Source organism: Amycolatopsis antarctica (assembly GCF_002262875.1).
GTDB lineage: Bacteria > Actinomycetota > Actinomycetes > Mycobacteriales > Pseudonocardiaceae > Amycolatopsis > Amycolatopsis antarctica.
In genome coordinates, this window is the sequence record NZ_NKYE01000017.1 from 25355 (window position 1) to 42730 (window position 17376).

The following is a 17376-nucleotide window of genomic DNA, read 5'->3' on the forward strand; positions in this document are numbered from 1 at the left end:
GGTGGACTCCTCAGGTGAGCCGGCGGGGAACGAACCCGAAGGCCGTCGAAGGCACAGGGACGCCGTAGGTACGCAGTTGGTGGGCCCTGGTGATCACCGCGGCACCTTCGAGCAGGTTGCGGGCCACCTGGACGACGCCGCGGTGCGCGGGTTCGGCCAGGAAGCTCCCCCGCACCCAGTCGTTGAACGCGCCGGTCGCCGGGCCGCACCAGAGCTGGTAATCGGCACGGCGAGCGCTCTCGCCCTCGATCGCCCACCAGCTCGCCTTGCCGAGGTACCAGCGAAAAACCAGCGCCATACGGTGTTTCGGCTCGGAGACGGCGCGGTCGACCTCGGCCGGATCCCGGCGCAGCCAGTATTCACGGGTCTCCGCCCAGATGTCCTCGATACCCGCGCGGAAAACCGATCGCTCCAGCTTTTCCCGCTCCGGAAACGGAATCGTTTCGAGTGAGGGGTAGTCACGGTAGATCTGATAGAGCTGGTTGGCACGGGGGCCGAACATCGTGCCGCGCCGCAGTACCTGGACCTTCACGCCGAGTTCGAACATGTCCGAGGCCGGTGCCATGATCACGTCCGCGACATCGGCCTGGGCCAGCATTTCCTTGGCGTCGGCAGAAATCCCCGCTTCGACACAGGTCTGGTTCACCGAACCGGTGACCACGTAGGCCGCCCCGGCGGCGAAGGCCGCGGCGATCCCGTGCGGAGTACCGAGGCCGCCGGCCACGCCGACACGCACGGAGCGGCCATGGCCGTCGCGCTCGGCGACCCGCGCGGCGAGGGTCAGCATGCGCGGCAGCAGGGATACCAGCGGGCGGTTGTCGGTGTGCCCGCCACTGTCCGCCTCCACGGTGATGTCCTCGGCCACCGGGATCAACGCGGCGAGTTCGGCTTCCTCGGCGGTGATACGACCCTGAGCCCGGAGGGCTTCCAGCATCGCACGAGGTGCCGGGGAGATGAATTTCTCGGCGACTTCGGGTCGGGAGATCTTCGCGAACACCTGGGTGCGACGGGAGATCCCCCCGTTCCCGTCCCGCCGGAGGCCGCAGGTGGCGAGCTGGACGACGTTCGGGGTCAGATCCATGAACGCCGACACCGAGACCGCGGGGATCGCCTCGCGGACCAGAAGGTCCACCATCCCCTGCTCCCAGTCGGGGTGCTGGGGCGCGTGGATGAGATTGACGCCCCAGTTGCGCCGGCCCGGCAGCGCTTCCCGCATCGTCGTCACGGCTCGTTCCACCCTCGGCAGCGAAAGCCCCGCCGCACCGAAAAAGCCGAGCATGTCGGCCCGGCCCATCGCCACCACCATGTCCGTCGTGGCTATACCGTTGGCCATTTCGCCTGTCACGTAGGGAAACCGGGTGCCGTGGAGTTCGGTGAACGAGCGGTCGCCGAGCCACTCCGGGTAGAGCGGGGGCAGGGTCGCGAGTGCGCGCGAACCGGTCGGATCGCCGAGTACAGTGTCGATCCCGCCGTCGTCGCGCGCGACGACGTGCACCGGCTCGCGGACCCGGCGCACCACGTCCGTGAGCGAAGCGGGAGCGGAGGAAACTGTCATGAGGTCACCTCGGTGAGCACCCGGTCGCCGGAGAGCACCTGGCGCAGCGCCGCGGCCAGTCCATCCACTCTGTCCCTGGTGAAGATGGTGAAGTGCCCGCCGGGCACGTCCACCACCCGGAAACCGCCTGTCCGTACGCCCGCCCAGCCGTGGGCCGGATCGCCGAGTGGCATCGCGGGGCGCCGGGCCCGGCCGAAGACCGGCGGGAACGGGTCGCCCGCGCGCAACAGGGTTACCGGCAGATCAGAGTCCGGCGGGCGATAGCGCACGTTCGCTTCGAGATTCGCCTGGTACACCGGCAAAAGCCGGTCGAGCTGACGGCGGGCGCCGAGCACCCCGCTGATCTCCAGTTCCTCGTATACCGCGTCACGCCGCTCGTCGAGGGACAGTCCGGGATCGAGGAAAAGTCCTTCGCCCTGGATCCCGGCCATCGCCCGGTGCACGGCGACCAACTCGCCCAGCGCCGCGTTCTCGTCCCACACCGGCAGATCCTGGCCCGAGGTTGGCAGGTAGCTGTCGATCAGCACGATCTCCGCGACCTCTTCGCCCGCCTCCCGCAGTCGTCGGCCGATCTCGTAGGCCACGAGGCCACCGAAGGAGTAGCCGCCCACCAGATACGGACCGCGTGGCTGGACCGCACGGATGTCCTCGACATAGCGCTCGGCGATCGCTTCGACGGTGTCCAGCACGGGTTCCGCGCCGTCGTAACCGGGCGACTGCAGGCCCGAGAACGGTTGCCACGGACCGAGAGCACGGGCCAGCGGCAGCAGTTGGTAGGCGGCGCCGGAGCTGCCACCCACGCAGAAGAACGGCCGGGGTGGGGTGAGAGGCACTGCGAGGAACGGTGTCGCGGTGCCCGATTCGCTCCGCTCCTCCGGTTCTTTCTTATCCGGCAACGATTCCGCGAGACGCCGCGCGGTGACCTCCAGGGTCGGATACTCCAGTAGCAGTGTCGGCGGGACGCGAAAACCGAGCCAGTCCGAAAGTTCCGCCTGGAGCCCGGCGATGGCCAGGGAGTCGAGCGGATAGTTCTCGAGCGGGGCGCCCGCGTCGATCTCCTCCTCGACGAGTTCCAGTTCGCCGGCGAGACGGTGCACCAGCCAGGTGCGGATATCGGCCGCACTCCGGCTCGGACCTGACGTCTCGACGGCGTCCCCGGCGATGTCCGCGGAGTCGGTTTCCGCGGCATTCTCCTTGCCACCGAGGAACTTCACGACCAGCTCGCGGGAGTAGGCGACCGTCGTCTCGATCAGTTCGTAGGCGGGCAAGCCCCCCACGTGGTAGGTCCGGCGGCGTCCCTGCAGTGCTTCGAGACGGTCGTAGATACCGTCGGCGACATCCTCGCTCGCGAAGTGCGGAAAGAACGGCCAGCGCCGGACGACCAGCACCTCGGTCACCTCGCCACCGAGCCGCGCCACGTCTTCGCGCAGGTTCGCCGTGATCTCCTCGGCCCCGGTCCCCTCGGCACCATAGGAGTAGCAGGTGTAGACGTCGGTGTCGCAATACCGGTTGTGGTAGGCGACGCAGTGCCCGCGTGGCGGGGCGCCGGCCCCGTCGTCGGTGAGGTACAGCCCGTCGCGCGGCAGCCCGGATATCCGGCAGAGCACGGTGTAGTAGTCGATCACCCGGACCTTCGACGCGACGGCATCCTCGGCCGGGGTCGTGTCCAGGACCCCGGCCAGCCGGTCGAGCGGCACGGCGAGGACCAGGTCGTCGGCCCGCACGACCCCGGAGGCCGTACGCACCCGCACGCCGTCACCACCGCGATCGATGGCGGTGATCTCCACGCCGGTGCGCACATCGGCGAGCTCGTCGGCGACGCGGCGCCACAGCTTGCCGAATCCGCCGGCCACGGTGAAAGTGCCATCGTGGCGTGTGCGCGCGCTGTCCGGCGAAAGGAGACCGGTCATCTCGGCGTGCTTGACGAAGTACAGCGCGGGCAGATCCTCGCTGAGATAGCCGTAACCCGAGGAGGTGTACCCGGCTTCGAACGAGGTGGCCATTGCGCCGAAGTCGTTGTCCCGCAGCCATTCCCGCACCGGCTGCGCCAATGCGCGCGCGGAGTGCGCGAGGCCGGGCCGGGCGATCTCGTCAAAGGAGTTCGTCCGCGTCCGCGCGTAGCGCCCGAAGCCGTCCCGAGTGAAGAACGCCGCGCTGGGCAGCCGCGTCGAGAAGGTGGCCGTGTCGTAGATCTGGGTCAGCGTGGTGTCTTCGGTGTCGAGCCCGAACTCACCGGCCAGCCTCGCGAGTTCCTGGTAGCGCGTGGTGCAGAGGTGCGCGCCGAGATCGTAGGCGCGGCCGTCGACGTCCACCGACACCGACTTCCCACCCACCTCCTCGGCCTGTTCGAGGACGACGACGGTATGGCCCAAGCGCTCCAGTTCGTACGCCGCGGAGAGACCGCCGGGACCGGCACCGACCACACAGATCGTCCGCTCCGTGCCGGACATATCACCACCGGGCGCGGGCACTTCCGGTGCCGGCGATCGCGGCGGCCGGGCCCCTCTCCGGGAGGCGTGTGCCGCGCGGTAGACGAGGGTGCGGGCGTGATTGACCGACGCCGGTTCATGAGGCGAGCGGGCCAGCGCGATGCCGAGCCCCTCCGGAGCCACCGCCGGGTCGAACAGGACACCCTCGGCGGTGGGTTCGTCCAGTGCCTCGTCGAATCGGATTTCACCGATGGATCGGAAGGGGTAGGTTTCCATCGACCACGACGAAGAAGGCGTCAGTGCGACCAGATTGGCCTCGGCGTCGCCACCGACCGGGAAAAGCTGGATCTGGAACAGGGCGCGCACGGAGTCCTCGTCCGCCAGCCGCCGCACTTCGTCCCGCAAAAACGTCGACGAGCGCGTTTCCGCGGAATCGCGGAGGAGCGTCGTGGGCGGGAACAGTCGTCCGTGCGGGGCGTGGCGTCCCGGATCGGGCAGGTCCTCGACGGGCACGAGCCGGTAACGCGCGAGCCACGGCCGGCCGGTCGCGTCGATCTGTATCCGGGGCACCTGCGAGTGGTAGTGGTACCGGCTCAGCGAAACGGGATCGCGGATCTGGTCCCACAGCAGTGCCGAGGCGTCCGGCGTCGAACGCACGATGTCCGCGCGCTCGGCGTCGTCACCCAGCACGAAACGGACGAAGGTGGACGCGTCCGGGGCGAACAGCCGGGCACCGGTGTTGAAGGTCAGGGAGAACGGCGATCCCCCGTTGTCCGTCAGGTTGCCCGGATCCAGCCACCGCAAGGACAGCCCACGAATGCCTGGCGCCAGATCGTCGGAGGACACACCACTGCTGTATCGGGCGAGCACGGGATACCGCCGGCCACCGGCGTAGAACGGATGCACCGGGACACCGGGGACGTCGAAGAACCGGATGACTCCCCGCAGCACCGCGGCCCGAGTGTGAAAGACCCGCTTGCGGGTGAGCCTTCCCGTCGCGGCCGCCGTGCCGAATTCGTCGAGCAACGCCCGGAAATCCGCGTCGATATCGTGCAACCGCGGGTCCCCCGGGCCGGTCGAGACGCGCAGGCCAGGGAAGTCGAAGTCGTCGCTCACGACCTCGCCTCGACGGCTCCGCCAACCTCCTGGCGCAGGAACTCTTCCCGGCAGGCGGTACGGCGAACCTTGCCGCTGGTCGTCTTCAGCACCAGCTCGGTGCCGACCAGCACTTCGTGACAGGCGAGACCGTGGTCATCGCGGACGCTGCGCCGAATCGCGGCACGGATCTCCGCGACGAGCGCGTCGCCGGGATCGGCACCGCTGGTCTCGGCAAGGATGATCAGGCGCTCCCCCGAAGTCTTGCCGTCGAGCGAGGGCACCGAGAACGCGGCCACTCCGCCGCCGCGAATCCTCGCGTGGCATCCTCGGACGCTGTCTTCGACGTCCTGCGGCGAGTAGTTGTGGCCGTGAACGATGATCAGGTCCTTCAACCGACCGGTCACATAGAGTTCGCCGTCCCGCAGGAAACCGAGATCTCCGGTTCGGAGATAACCCCGCGGATCACCGTCGGCGACCACAGCCCGGAACGTCTCGCGGCTCTCCTCCACGAGGCCCCAGTACCCGCGCGCCTTTGTGGCCGAGTCGATCCAGATCTCGCCGATCTCGTCGGGCGCACACGGCCTTTCTGTCTCTGGGGCGACGATTCGCACGCCGGCCCCGGTCTTCGTCACCCAGCCACTGCCGTAGAACACCGCCGGAACCCGGCTCGATCCTTCGGCAGCCGGCACCGCGCGGCCCTGTTCGAGCTGATCCCGGTCGAGAGCCAGCGGTCCGCCGGTGCCCATGCTGACACTGAGCGTGTGCTCGGCGAGGCCGTATCCCGGGCAGAACATCTCCCGGGTGATGCCGGTGCTCTTGAACACCGAGAAGAACTTCTCGACGGTCGAGGGCTGCACGATCTCGCCCGACGACCCCAGCACCCGAAGCGAACTCAGATCCCAGGCGGCACGCTGCTCGGCGGTCGTCTTGCGCACCATGAGGTCGTAAGCGAAGTTCGGTGCGGAGGTGTGCGTGCCGCGCACCCGGGAGAGTACGTCGAACCACACGGCGGGACGCTGCAGGAAACTCAGCGGTGAGATCACGTACGTGCGGCCTGCGTTCCCGGCGAGCGTGTTGAGCAGAAAACTGATCAGTCCGAGATCGTGGAAGTGCGGCACCCACGAAACGGCGACCGTGTCGTCGCCGAGGACAAGATCGGCGGCGAGGGCGTCGAGTTCGTGGTGAATGTTGCGGTGACTGACCACCACCCCCTTGGGGAAGCCGGTGGATCCCGAGGTGTACTGCAGAAAAGCCGGATCGTCCAGATCCGCGGGCGCGGGCCAGAGCGACGGCTGGGAGACGGGCGCGTCCACGCCGATGGCAGCACCGGGGTGCAGCCACGGAAGCTCGGGCCACTGCGGTCCGTCCAAGGGCAGTGGCGCGGCCGCGGCCACAAGGTCCCGGTACGCGGTGTGGGTGAGCAACGCCCGGGCGCCGGAACTGGCGGCGATCGCGGATACCGCCCGCACGTCGTGCGCGAGCTTGAACGGGTTGGGTGGCGCCAGCGGCACCGGGATGACCCCGGCGGCCAGGCAACCGAGGAAGGCCGCGATGAAATCCAGCGAGGGAAGGTGGATCAGGAGAACCCGGTCACCGGCGTTGATCCCGGCATCGTGCAGGAGCGCGCGGACCTCGTCTGCCTGCCCGGCGAGCGCGTCGACGGTGAGGCGTTCCGCGTCGCGACCGTGGTCGTCGACGAAGACGAACAACTCACGCTGCGGGTCCCTGGCGTGCAACTCGGCGAAAGCCGCCGCGACCGTTCGCTCCCCGGTGACCGTCCGTTCCTGTCCGGTGCTCTGCTGCGCGGTCATCGTGCGGCCTCACGGTCGTTCGTCCCGGCCAGTACGCCCGGCTTGGCGAAAAGGGCCAGCTCCGCCACGCCTTCGGCACTTAGCGGAGTGGGCTGGAAAGTGGCCGGGTCCAGGCGGACCTGCACACGATGGCCGGTCGCGTGCAGGGTGGTGCCGTCCGCTGAGCGGAAGGCGAACCCGTAGGTGAAGCTGGTTCGGCCCGCGGCTTCGATCCACAGGTGCAGTCGCACTTCGCCGATGCCGACGATCGGCGCGTGGTACGAGACCTTGATCTCCCGCGCGACCTGGAGCACGTCCGGGATTCGGGACGTACGGGCGTCGAAGTTCCATCCGCGGCCTAGCCAGTAGGCGATGATGACGCGTTCCAGCATCAGTGGATAGCGCGCGCTGTGCACCGCTCCGGACGGATCGAGATCGTCGAGGCTCACGAAGACGGAGCGGACGAGGCCGTACTCGGCGGGTTCGCTCTGGATACCAACGGACAAGCGTGCGCTCCCTCGGAAATCGGCTACGGGGCCCGGGCCTCATCGGCGGAAACGGATGCTTCCGCCGAGGACGACGTGCGATGGCTGCCTGCGTCCGAACCGTCCAGAGCCCGCAACCAGGCGACGACGACCTGGACCTAAACTACCGGCCGACAACTCGCGGATCCGGCCCGAACCAGATGTCTGCCCGTTCTGCTCAGTGATTCTGCTGAGCTGGCTCCCGCACGTCGCACACAACCGGGCTGCGCACCATGCGGGCGGGCGACTCCGTCGAGGCCGAGCGTGAGGTGGATCAGGCTGTCACGCTTCGCGGCATGGTGACCGTCATGCGGGACCTCGCCCGGAGCGGGCGCTTCCATCACCGTGCCAGACCCGAACGGCCGCTCGATCGGCCGGAACGAGCGCACCTGGCGCATCATGTCCAGACCGGTCGGGACGAACGCATCCAAGGCGGTCTGACGCGGACCGAAGCCGCTCCCTGACCGCTGCGGCCTGACCCGATTACCAAGGTTTCTGTACGTTCGGCCCTGACCTGCCGCTTTCACTTGGGCCGCCCGCCGAGCCTGGTTCAGGATGGCGCCATGCCCTGTCCTGGCGAACAAGGAGGGCGCAAGCAGAGGAGGACGGTTGCCCCAGGAGTCCGCAACGTCGGTCGCGTTCGGTGGGCCGGACGTGTGCATTCTCGGAGAATTCCGTGTCAACGGTGTCGACGGCACGATCTGGCGGCGGTCCCCGAAGCGCGCCCGTCTACTAGGCCTGCTCCTGATGAACGTCAACCGCACCGTTTCCTCGGCGGACCTGGCCAGGCTGGTATGGCCACACACGCTGCCCGCGTCGCCTGGCCCGCGCCGAGTCGCGACGGCCATCTACCGGCTCAGGTCGATAATCTCGGCGGCCGGCGTCACCACCATCGACATCGAGACGGTAGGGGCCGGCTACCGCGCCGTGGGCGACCCGGACTCCATCGACCTCCACGCGCGCCTGAAAATGCTCAAGCACCGCAGGCTGAACCGCGATCCCGGGGACCTGGCGGACCTGATCGACGAGGCGGCTTCCCTGTTTCCCGAGCAGATCCTGAAAGATCTCGTGACCGAGGAGATGCGACCGTTCGTGACGGACGGTCTGTTCGCACTTCTGGACGACACGTTCGGCGGTCACATCCATGAATCCGCGATCGATCACATCGCCGATCGCGCACTCGGCCGTATCAGCGCCGACGCCGCAGCGGTCTGATTCACGCATGCGTACTCGATCCACCCGGTGACCCGGTCAGATTCGGGCACCGTGCGTGCGTACGTCGCAGGGCGAACTTTCCGCGGTGTTCGGCGTGCCGTCAGTACCGAACACCGCGGAAAGCGTTCACCAATTCCGTGATCATCGTTCACATGGCAGCGGTCACCAAGACCGACCAGCACACATCAACGCTCTCCGGTGCGCCTGTGCGCGCACCTTCACACTCCACGAAGAAGGTCTCGTGATCAGCCGACCTGAACCCAGAGCTCGGTCTGGGGGCCGGGCGCCGGCGTCCGGTAGCTGCAACCCCACCAGCGACCCTGGTTGATGCCGTCGTGGCACGCCGCCTTGGCAGCCGAGAAATTGGGGTACACCCCACCGAAATGCACCGTGGTAGCCGAGGCGGCCGGTGCCATGATCGCCAGGGATGCGCCCGCGAGCGCAGCGGTTGTGGCGAGCTTCTTCAGCATGTCAATCCTTTCGAAAAACAATGGTCGGTAATCAGTACCGAAAACGAAGAACCGCTTTTTGTCAGACGACCCAGAGCAGCGTCTGACCCTGCTTGAACTCGTAGCTGCAGCCGCGCCAGCGACCCTGGTTGATGCCGTCGTTACACGCCTTACGAGCCGCGTTGGCGTTGGGGTACACCCCGGCGAAATGCGCCGCGGCAGCCGACACGTTCGACTCCGGCGCGGCCGGTGCCGCGGACGCGGTCGGTGCCATGATCGCGAACGATGCACCCGCGAATGCCGCGGTTGCGATGAGCTTCTTCAGCATGATAGTCCTTCCAAAGGGAAGCAATCGGTGTCCAGCACCGGTGAACAAACAAGAGAAGTGAAACCCACCGAGAATTTGAGGTATCGGTGTCAACAAATGATCTGACACCGCGCAGGGACGATCAAGGTAATTTCGCCGGAAGTGCCCGCCGACACCGAAACCACTGACTGTTCATACCTGCTTTCCACCTGGTGGCGATGGCTGTCTTGGTGCCGCGGGCTCCGCCACCGGAACCATTCCGTCAGGATCCGGGCAGAACGTGGTCCCAGGTGACCGGCAGCCGAACCGGACCGAACACCGCGGTGTCCTTCTTGAACTCGATCTCGCTGAACGGCTCGGCAAGCCGCAGTGAAGGAACTCTGCGTGGCAGCGCGGCCAGTACGGCAACCAGTTCCATTCGCGCGACGTGCTGGCCAGGGCACTGGTGTGGGCCGTGGCCGAAGGCGAGGTGCTGACGGCGCGTTCTGGTGATGTCCAGCCGATCCGGGGCGGTGAATCGGGCCGGATCGTGGTTGGCGGCCTGCGCCGAGACCACCACGAAATCACCGGCCGCGATCCGGGTGCCGCGCACCTCGGTGTCGACTGTCGCGACCCGCAGCATTCCCGACCCGGCAGCCAGTAGCCGCAGAATCTCCTCGGCGGCGTCCGGCGCCAGCGAGGGATCGTCGCACAACAAGGAGAACTGCTCGCGGTGGCGCAGCAGTGCCAGAATGCCGTAGCTGATGGCCGCCGCCGTCGTGTCGAAACCGGCCGCGAGGAAGCCGGCGGCAACCTTGGTCAGTTCGAGCTCGGTGAACGGACGTTCAGCGGCCTTGCCCTTCGCCGCCATCACACTGATCACGTCCTCGCCCGGCGTCCGCATGCGCTCGACCACCAGAGTGTGCAGGTATCCGAACAGCGGTAGCCGGGCAGCGTCGAGGGCCTCGACATCAATGGTGCTGTCGAAGAGAGCCTTGGCGAGATCGCGGAACAGCTCGCGATCACCGTGCGGTACGTCGAGCAGTTCGGCGATGATCGAGGAGGTGAGCGGATTCGAGAACTTCTGGTGCAGGTCGACCGGCCCCTGCTCGGCGGCAAGGCCGTCCAGCAACTCGTCAACGGTGCTCCGCACCAGCGGCCGGAACAGTTCGGTGCGTTTGACGGTGCTGATCGCCGGGGCCATCACCCGGCGGAATCGCAGGTAGTCCTCGCCGTCCATCCGGTTGAAGTCGCCTTCCTCCACCGGAGCGTCCGGCGGCTGATTGGCGAGCAGGTGCCCGGCCATCCCCACCCGCGAACTGAATCGCCGCGAGTCCCCGAGTACCTCGTGGACGTCGGCGTAGCGGGTGACCAGCCACGCTTCGATGCCGGTCGGGCAGAGCACTCGCGTCAGCGAGGAGCTCTGCCGGATCTCCTCGATCTCCGGCGGTGGCCCGAACGGGCACACCTGTTCGCGCGGCAACGGCAGCGGAATGGCCTTGCTCTCCAACGACAATGTGCCTCCTCGTCCGGATGCTCCTGCCCGCGCAACGGATCGACTCCGGCCGCGGATCGGCGAACGCCCGCCGCTGAGGACCGGTGCCGCGCCGCGAGCACAGTGTCCGGTACCGGTGCGCGTCTGGCCAGACGGCCGGCCGGATCGTGCCCGGTCGGCTATCGACGCTCCCCGTACGCGCCGGACTCACCGGGAGGACCTGGCACCGGTGAGCATCTGGCCTGTTACCCGAGCCGCACCTGCATATCGACTGGCATCGACGAACCTCGCGATTCGGACCAAATCGTCATGCACGGTACATTCGAGCAGTATTCATTGTCGGACAGTGCCGCCATTTCGTTGAAACTTTTCTTCCGGCGATGGCTGCCATAACGTCGCTCTCGCTACAGGTTGATCGGGCAACCGGTCGCAATCAAAGGGAGAAGACTATGCGTATTGTGAATGGTGTCAAGCGTTCGGCGTGTGCGGTACTCGCGGTGGGGGCCGTGGCCTCCGGGGCCGCGATCGCCACGGCTGTGCCCGCTTCCGCTGCCGGCGCCGATTTTCGGGTCTGCTCTGACGGTTCCTACGATTCTTCCGTCGAGTTCCCCGCGCGAGGAGGACTGTCGACGGTGATCGTGCCGAGTGGCAAGTGCCTCAACGCCGGTAGTTTCGGTGGCAGCGGGAACGTGGAGCAGATCAACGTTTTCGGTCACGACGGTGCGGCCAAGTTCCTGGTGACGACCGGAAACTTCCGGGCTTCCAAGGGCGGAAACGTGATCACTTACGGCACACCCCAGGACGCCTGGGCCCTGACCCCGTCCGTCTGAGTCACGCGGTCCCATGCGGCCGGAGTCCCGCGAGATCTACTCGCGGGACTCCGGCCGCATGTTCTTTTCCACCTTGTCGGTCCCGGGAAAGCGCCGCTCGGCACCATCGGGTTCAGAAACATCGGCCGACCGGTCCGCAGCGGATGGGTTCACCTCAGATCCGCGATAGCCTTCGTCCTACAGCTCGCACTGTGCTCGAACATGGCGAGACCAGGATCGACGCGCACCGGGAGAATGCGATGCCGGATAAGCTGACGGTGGATCTTCACCCGCTCTTCCGCAGCGACAGGGACATCGACAAGGCCATACGCAACACGATCTTTCGTGCTGCGGGCGAGAAAGTGCCACTCGTCGAGATCATTCCAGGCAAGGGTTCCGGGAAACTCAGGAGCCGCGTCCTCGCCATGCTGAACCAGCCCCACCTCAAGAAGCTGTACCGGCGTGTGGAGGTGGCCCCCGGCAACGAGGGAATGGTGCTGGTGCACCTGAAGTAGGCGAACAACCTCGCCCTACACGAACTGATCGCCGTCCGAGCGCAGCTTCCTTCGCAGAATTTTGCCGTTTCCGTTGCGGGGCAGGGCATCCAGCCACACGACATCCTGCGGGACCTTGTACCAGGACAGGTGTGCGCGGGCGAGATCGACCAGTTCCGCGCCCAGGGCACCGTTTCCGTCGTCCGTGTCGCCACCGCTTCCGGGTGTGACCACCGTGTACGCGCGCAGGCTGGTGTCCCCCGCCGGACGCCGCACCGCGCTGACCGCGGCCTCGAGCACGCGCGGGTGACTCTCCAGCAGCCGTTCGACTTCGCCGGGCACCACGTTCTGCCCACCGATCACCTCGACATCGTCGAGTCGTCCGTGGACGTGCACCACATCGTTCTCGTCGATCGACGCGAGGTCCCCGGTTCGCCACCAGGTGTCGGTCAGTTGGTCGGGGCCGAGACTGCCCCTGGCCACTCCGCGAGTCGCGAAGGGGACCCGGATGCGCAGTTCACCCCGCTGGCCGGTGGGCAGGGCATCCCCTTCGGCGTCGACGATCCGCACTGGTCGCCCGTCGAAGGCCGGCCCGACCGCCGAGGCGACCTCGTAGGCGGCGGGCTGCCCGACGGCGATTCCGCCGATCTCGGTCGCGCCGTAGCCGTTGATCAGCCGGTCACCGATGATCGGTACCAGGTGCTCACGCATCCGCGCCGAGAGCACCTCGCCCGCACAGGTCACCAGCCGGAGCCGTCCGAGCACCTCGGCGTGGCCGGGTTCGAGCAGTAGCCGGGCCAGGAAACTGGGCTGCGCGAACAGGTTGGTGACCTGGTGGCGGCGCATCAGCTCGATCGCGGCGGCCGGCGTGGCACGCGGGCGCGAGAGCACGGCGGTCTGCCCGGTCGAGAGCGTGGTGAGCACCGAGGCGCTCAGGCCGCCGAAGAAGTACATCCGCGACACGGAGAGCCCGACGGTGTCCGGTCCGGCCGCGCCGGTGCCGACGCGCTGATCGAGGAAGTTGCGGTGAAGGAAGAAGCACAGCTTCGGCACACCGGTGGTGCCGGAGGTGAACACGGCCAGCGCCGGCGCGTCCCCGCCGTCGGCGAACTTGCTGTCCGGTTCCGCAGCGGCCAGGGGTTCCACCCCGGCGGTCGGGGCCAGTCCGGCGGTGTCGAGCCAGCACGCGGTCTCCGGGTCGACGACGATGAGCGTCGGCTCTGCCGTCTCCACGTCGCGGGTCAGGTCCTGCTGGCTCATCTGGACATTGACCGGTACGGCGACGATTCCGGCCTGCCACGCACCCAGCAGGCACCAGATCATCTCCATGCTGTCGGGCAGGGCGAGCAGTACCCGATCACCACGGGACAGTCCCGCGGCCCGGTACCCGTTCGCGACCCGCGCGGCACCGTCGAACACCTCCGCGAACGTCCAGACGCGATCCTCGGTCAGGAACGCCGCCCGGTCGCTCCAGCCTTCGGCACGGACGAGCTCGGCGAAGTACTGCGTCAGGTTCTCGGGCATTCCCGCCACGACTCCAATCCAGAAGCCAACAATCGTGTCCGGCGTAGAATGCCAGCCGAAACTGCCCGGCGGCCGAGATCGGGACGAAGAGACAGATTGCCGAGTGAGAACGGACTGGATGTCACCGGCAAATCGGGTGAACCGTGACGTAACGGCCGGGAATGAGCCCGAATGACGAGTTCCGAATGGGCCGAGAATGCGGACGGCACCATTCGGCGGGCTACCCGGAAATATCGCGCGGCGACGGGCTTTCCACCACGAGGGCGCTCGCGAACACGGCCTCGGTACTGTCGTTCTCACCCGGTGGCACCTCGACCCCCCGTTCGAGGAAACCCGCGTAGGCCGCGTCCACGTCCCCGTCCTCGAGTGTCCGAGCCGAACGGACGAACGACCCGGCGAGCCGGGCAGCGGCCGGGCCGCCCGGGTTGAACAGCACGTCCACGTCGTCGGAAAGCAGGTCGACCAGTTCCTCGACGTCGCCGTGTATCCATTCCGGAGACGCGATCCGGCGACGCTGCGTCTCGGCGGTGGCGACCACCGCGCACAAAATGCCGTCCTGCGACCGCACGATCAGCGGACGGCCGTCACCGTTCATCGCGATCTGAAAGGTGCAGTCCCGGATCAGCAGCCGGACCTGGTCCGGCTCCGCCTCTTCGCGGGCCAGCAACCGCAGTATCGCGTCGATCGGGTCCGAGGGCGAGTCGGCCCCGGCGGGAACGTAGCCGGGATTCGCGCGGAACCGCCCGGCCTTCCCGTCTTCCACCGGCCATTCGCCGACAATGGATTCGGTGGGCGGCTGCTCACCCTTCGCCGGCGGTGCCGCCGCCGGATCGACGAACAGCAGGCGGTTGTCGCCCCGGTCAGCCATGGTCTCTGGTCCCTCCACCGATTACCTGATCGCTGTGCCGGCCTATTCGGCCCGGCCACCGAGGTCCGGGGTCGCCGGCACACCCGGCTCCCAGCGCAGGATCCGCAGTTCCTCGATGCCCTCGATGTCGTCGGGTGCGCCGAAGTCACCGTCCTCGAGCAGGGTGGTCTCCCGGACGAAATCCCCTGTCAGCCGGACGGATGTGGCGGCCCCGGGGTTGAAGAGCACGTCCACACCGTCGGAGAGCAGTTCGGCAAGGCCGATCAGGTCGACACGCCGCCACCCGGGGGCCTTGATACGGGCCCGGTGCTGGTGCGCGGTGGCGACGACGGCGCAGGGCACCTCGTCCGGTGAACTCGCCACCAGCGCGTTGTCCTCGTCGCGCATGGCGACGTCGCAGAGGGTGTCCCGCAACATGAGCTGCAGGTGCCAGGTCTCGGCGCGGCCGAGCCGGGCCAGCCGCAGGACGGCGTCGAGCGGGTCGGACGGCGAGTTGGCGTCGAAGGGCACGTAGTCCGGGTTGGGCCGGAACTTCCCGATCGCGCCCTCGGTCACCGGCCACAGTCCGACGACCGACTCCGCGGGCGGTTCCTCGTCCGCCGAGGAGGGACGCCATTCCGGGTCCATCAGCAGGAACCAGTCCTCCAGCGGGCCCTCGGTCGTGTCCAAAGCTCCGGCTCCTTGTTCCATCGAAGCTCCTCCTCTCCTACCGGTTCGGTGTCATGACCGGGTTGACGCGAGCGGCCGAACCGGAGGGTGTCTTCACCCGGAACACTCGCAGTTCGAACGGGTCGTCGTCGACCGGGGGCGCGCCCTCCGCCGCGGTCGGGTCGAAAACCCGTACCCCCGTTTCGGTCTTGGTCGCCCACAACAGGCGGCCGACCGTTTCCCGTTCCCGAAGATCCCTGCGCCGCAACCAGATCAGCGCCATGGAGTCGACGGCCAGGTCGTTGAGCTCGGCCAGCACGCCGGTCCAGTGCGGATGTGCGCGCGCACCCTCCGGTGTGCCGATCCGGTCGGTCAGCGCGGCGAACCAGGCAGGTGGGCCGGGCTCTGTCTCCGGCGGCGAGGGCAGGCCGACAACGCCGTGGTCCCAGTCCTGGAGCCACGTCCACGGGTCGCGGTTCGGTAGCCCGAACGGGATTTCGCCGACGGCCTTGGGCACCAGCAGCGCGGCGTCGAGCATCTGCTCGCGCCAGTCACCGGTCTCCAGGTACCGCTTCGTGGTGCAGGCGAACAGCCAGCCGCGCCGGGTCTCGTCGTCCGGTTCCGGTGCGACCAGCACCGTCCGGCCACCGTGGACGAGGTCCAGCCAGCCACGAGCTTTCGCCACGGCGGCCGGAAAGTCCTCCGCCGCCGCTTCCCAGGGCTTTCCCTGCTCCGCGCCCGAGGTGTCCGTCGGCCGGTGGAACCGCGCGAGCAGCAGGCTGTCCACCTCACGGTCGTTCGTCGTGGCCTCGGCACCGAGCTGTGGGTCGAAGACGAGGGCCTGCCCGGTCTCCTCGTCGTGCCAGGCGTAGAGCAGGTGGCCGGTCAGCTCCCGGCCATCGAGTGCGCGGCGCAACCACACCACACCGCGGGTACCCGGGCCACCGTCGGCGACAGCCTGCCTGACCTGTGCCCAGGACGAGCACGAGGAGACTTCGGCGGTGCTGAAGTGGCCGGACAACAACCGGTCCCACCAACCGGGCGCCTCGTCCGCGGGCTGCCACCGGGCAGCGGAGGCGGGGCGGCCATCGACCACCGCGTCCATGGCGACGACACAGTTGCGAGCGTTGGTGCGCCACCGCCACGGCCCCGGCTCACCGGGGCTGAAGTCGAGGTTGGTGGCTTCGTCCAGCGGTTCGGCGTTGGCCACCGGGAAAGGATCGCGGCCGTCCTTCGGCACGCAGATCGTGGACGCCAGCATCGGCTCGCGAGCGTCGGCGTGCCGGCAGCCGAAGTACTCCGCGTGTGCGGAGACCCGGATCGGCTTGCGATCGGCGAGCACGACGAGATCGCCGTACGTCCCGGTCAGCCAGGCACGGGCCCGCTCGGCGAACACATTCACCCCTCGCTCCTCATGTCGGCGAGTATCCGCCGGCGGAGTACGCCCGCGGGCGGATGCTGCCCGACCGTGCATCAGTTCTGACCGTCCGCACGCCCGATGGGGTGTCGCGCCGGGGCGAACGGCCCGTGACGGCCGTCAGCCCTCGCCTCTTTCGCCCTCCCACCTGGTCACCCGTAGTCCACTCGTGTCCTGGTGGTTCGCGTAGAGCTCGGCCGCCTCATCCTCGCTCATCAGCAGTGTCTCGCGCATGAAGTCGCCGGTGAGCCGAACCGAGGCGGAGCCGGCCGGGTTGAACAACACGTCCACGCCGTCGGCCAGCAGCATGACCAGTTCGTCCAGGTCGATCCGCCGCCACTGCGGCGAGCTGATTCGCCGCCGATGCGATTCTCCGGTCGCCACGACGACGCAGGAGATGTCGTCCGGCGAGCTCATCATCAGGGGGTAGCCGTCGCCGTTCTCCGCGATGTCGAACATCGAGTCCCGTAGCACCAACTGAATGTGCTCGGCCTCGGCGCTGCCGCGCAGCACCAGGTGCAGCACGGCGTCCAGCGGATCCGTCGGCGAGTTCTGGTCAGCGGGAACGTACTCCGGGTTGGCCCGGAACTTCCCCGGCCTGCCCTCCTCGACCGGCCAGAGCCCGACGACCGCCTCGATCGGCGGAGCCTCGTCCGCCGACGCGGGGCGCCACCCCGGGTCCATCAGCAGGAACCACTCCTGCGAGCTGTCCGTACTGCCGGTCGCGTCAGTCATCGCCACCATGATGGCCCCTCACTGGTTCCGCGCGCTCGGG

General features: G+C 68.0%; 15 protein-coding genes. 3 read left to right on the plus strand and 12 right to left on the minus strand.

Features of this window, described 5'->3' with window-relative positions:
- Nucleotides 1-10 precede the first annotated feature (10 nt).
- From CFN78_RS23110 to CFN78_RS23125, 4 genes are read right to left on the minus strand one after another with little or no spacing between them, the layout of a single operon-like run.
- Nucleotides 11-1555, minus strand: a complete 1545-nt coding sequence (locus tag CFN78_RS23110) for a PfaD family polyunsaturated fatty acid/polyketide biosynthesis protein (protein ID WP_094864992.1) — start codon at nt 1553-1555, stop codon at nt 11-13.
- On the minus strand, nt 1552-5100 hold the full coding sequence (locus CFN78_RS23115) for an FAD-dependent oxidoreductase (RefSeq protein WP_094864993.1): 3549 nt from the start codon (nt 5098-5100) through the stop codon (nt 1552-1554). The genes CFN78_RS23110 and CFN78_RS23115 overlap by 4 nt, the downstream gene beginning before the upstream one ends.
- Nucleotides 5097-6893, minus strand: a complete 1797-nt coding sequence (locus CFN78_RS23120) for a fatty acyl-AMP ligase (protein WP_094864994.1) — start codon at nt 6891-6893, stop codon at nt 5097-5099. Before CFN78_RS23120 ends, CFN78_RS23115 begins: the two co-directional genes overlap by 4 nt.
- Nucleotides 6890-7378, minus strand: coding sequence for an acyl-CoA thioesterase (locus tag CFN78_RS23125; RefSeq protein ID WP_205660624.1), 489 nt, complete (start codon nt 7376-7378; stop codon nt 6890-6892). Before CFN78_RS23125 ends, CFN78_RS23120 begins: the two co-directional genes overlap by 4 nt.
- 627 nt (nt 7379-8005) lie before the next feature.
- Here CFN78_RS23125 and CFN78_RS23135 point away from each other — a divergent pair.
- On the plus strand, nt 8006-8611 hold the full coding sequence (locus CFN78_RS23135; RefSeq protein WP_165777678.1) for an AfsR/SARP family transcriptional regulator: 606 nt from the start codon (nt 8006-8008) through the stop codon (nt 8609-8611).
- A 245-nt stretch (nt 8612-8856) separates the two neighbouring features.
- On the opposite strand, the gene CFN78_RS23140 is transcribed toward CFN78_RS23135, so the two are convergent.
- From CFN78_RS23140 to CFN78_RS23150, 3 genes are all read right to left on the minus strand, one after another.
- Nucleotides 8857-9081: a hypothetical protein gene (locus tag CFN78_RS23140; RefSeq protein ID WP_094864997.1), complete on the minus strand. Its 225-nt coding sequence runs from the start codon at nt 9079-9081 to the stop codon at nt 8857-8859.
- 61 nt (nt 9082-9142) lie between these two features.
- The gene (locus CFN78_RS23145; RefSeq protein ID WP_094864998.1) at nt 9143-9388 is read right to left on the minus strand and encodes a hypothetical protein; all 246 of its coding nucleotides are present in this window, start codon (nt 9386-9388) and stop codon (nt 9143-9145) included.
- 241 nt (nt 9389-9629) lie between these two features.
- Nucleotides 9630-10856: a cytochrome P450 gene (locus tag CFN78_RS23150; protein WP_094864999.1), complete on the minus strand. Its 1227-nt coding sequence runs from the start codon at nt 10854-10856 to the stop codon at nt 9630-9632.
- Nucleotides 10857-11473: 617 nt separating this feature from the next.
- On the opposite strand from CFN78_RS23150, the gene CFN78_RS23155 reads away from it, so the two are divergent.
- Together CFN78_RS23155 and CFN78_RS23160 are read left to right on the plus strand one after the other, a co-directional pair.
- Nucleotides 11474-11671 carry a hypothetical protein gene (locus tag CFN78_RS23155; RefSeq protein ID WP_094865000.1) on the plus strand — a complete coding sequence of 66 codons (198 nt, stop codon included), beginning with the start codon at nt 11474-11476 and terminating at the stop codon, nt 11669-11671.
- Between the two features lie 191 nt (nt 11672-11862).
- Nucleotides 11863-12165, plus strand: a complete 303-nt coding sequence (locus tag CFN78_RS23160) for a Smr/MutS family protein (protein WP_240519640.1) — start codon at nt 11863-11865, stop codon at nt 12163-12165.
- A 15-nt stretch (nt 12166-12180) separates the two neighbouring features.
- Here the strand turns inward: CFN78_RS23160 and CFN78_RS23165 are convergent, their stop codons facing one another.
- From CFN78_RS23165 to CFN78_RS23185, 5 genes are all read right to left on the minus strand, one after another.
- Nucleotides 12181-13668: a class I adenylate-forming enzyme family protein gene (locus CFN78_RS23165; RefSeq protein ID WP_094865001.1), complete on the minus strand. Its 1488-nt coding sequence runs from the start codon at nt 13666-13668 to the stop codon at nt 12181-12183.
- Nucleotides 13669-13888: 220 nt separating this feature from the next.
- Nucleotides 13889-14536: a type VII secretion system-associated protein gene (locus tag CFN78_RS23170; RefSeq protein ID WP_110495026.1), complete on the minus strand. Its 648-nt coding sequence runs from the start codon at nt 14534-14536 to the stop codon at nt 13889-13891.
- A 42-nt stretch (nt 14537-14578) separates the two neighbouring features.
- On the minus strand, nt 14579-15226 hold the full coding sequence (locus CFN78_RS23175; protein WP_110495027.1) for a type VII secretion system-associated protein: 648 nt from the start codon (nt 15224-15226) through the stop codon (nt 14579-14581).
- Between the two features lie 16 nt (nt 15227-15242).
- A complete protein-coding gene (locus CFN78_RS23180; protein ID WP_240519641.1) occupies nt 15243-16586 on the minus strand; it encodes a YrhB domain-containing protein in 1344 nt (447 codons plus the stop codon).
- A gap of 135 nt (nt 16587-16721) precedes the next feature.
- Entirely contained in the window at nt 16722-17336 is a 615-nt protein-coding gene (locus CFN78_RS23185; protein ID WP_165777679.1) for a type VII secretion system-associated protein, read from the minus strand.
- Between the last annotated feature and the right edge of the window lie 40 nt (nt 17337-17376).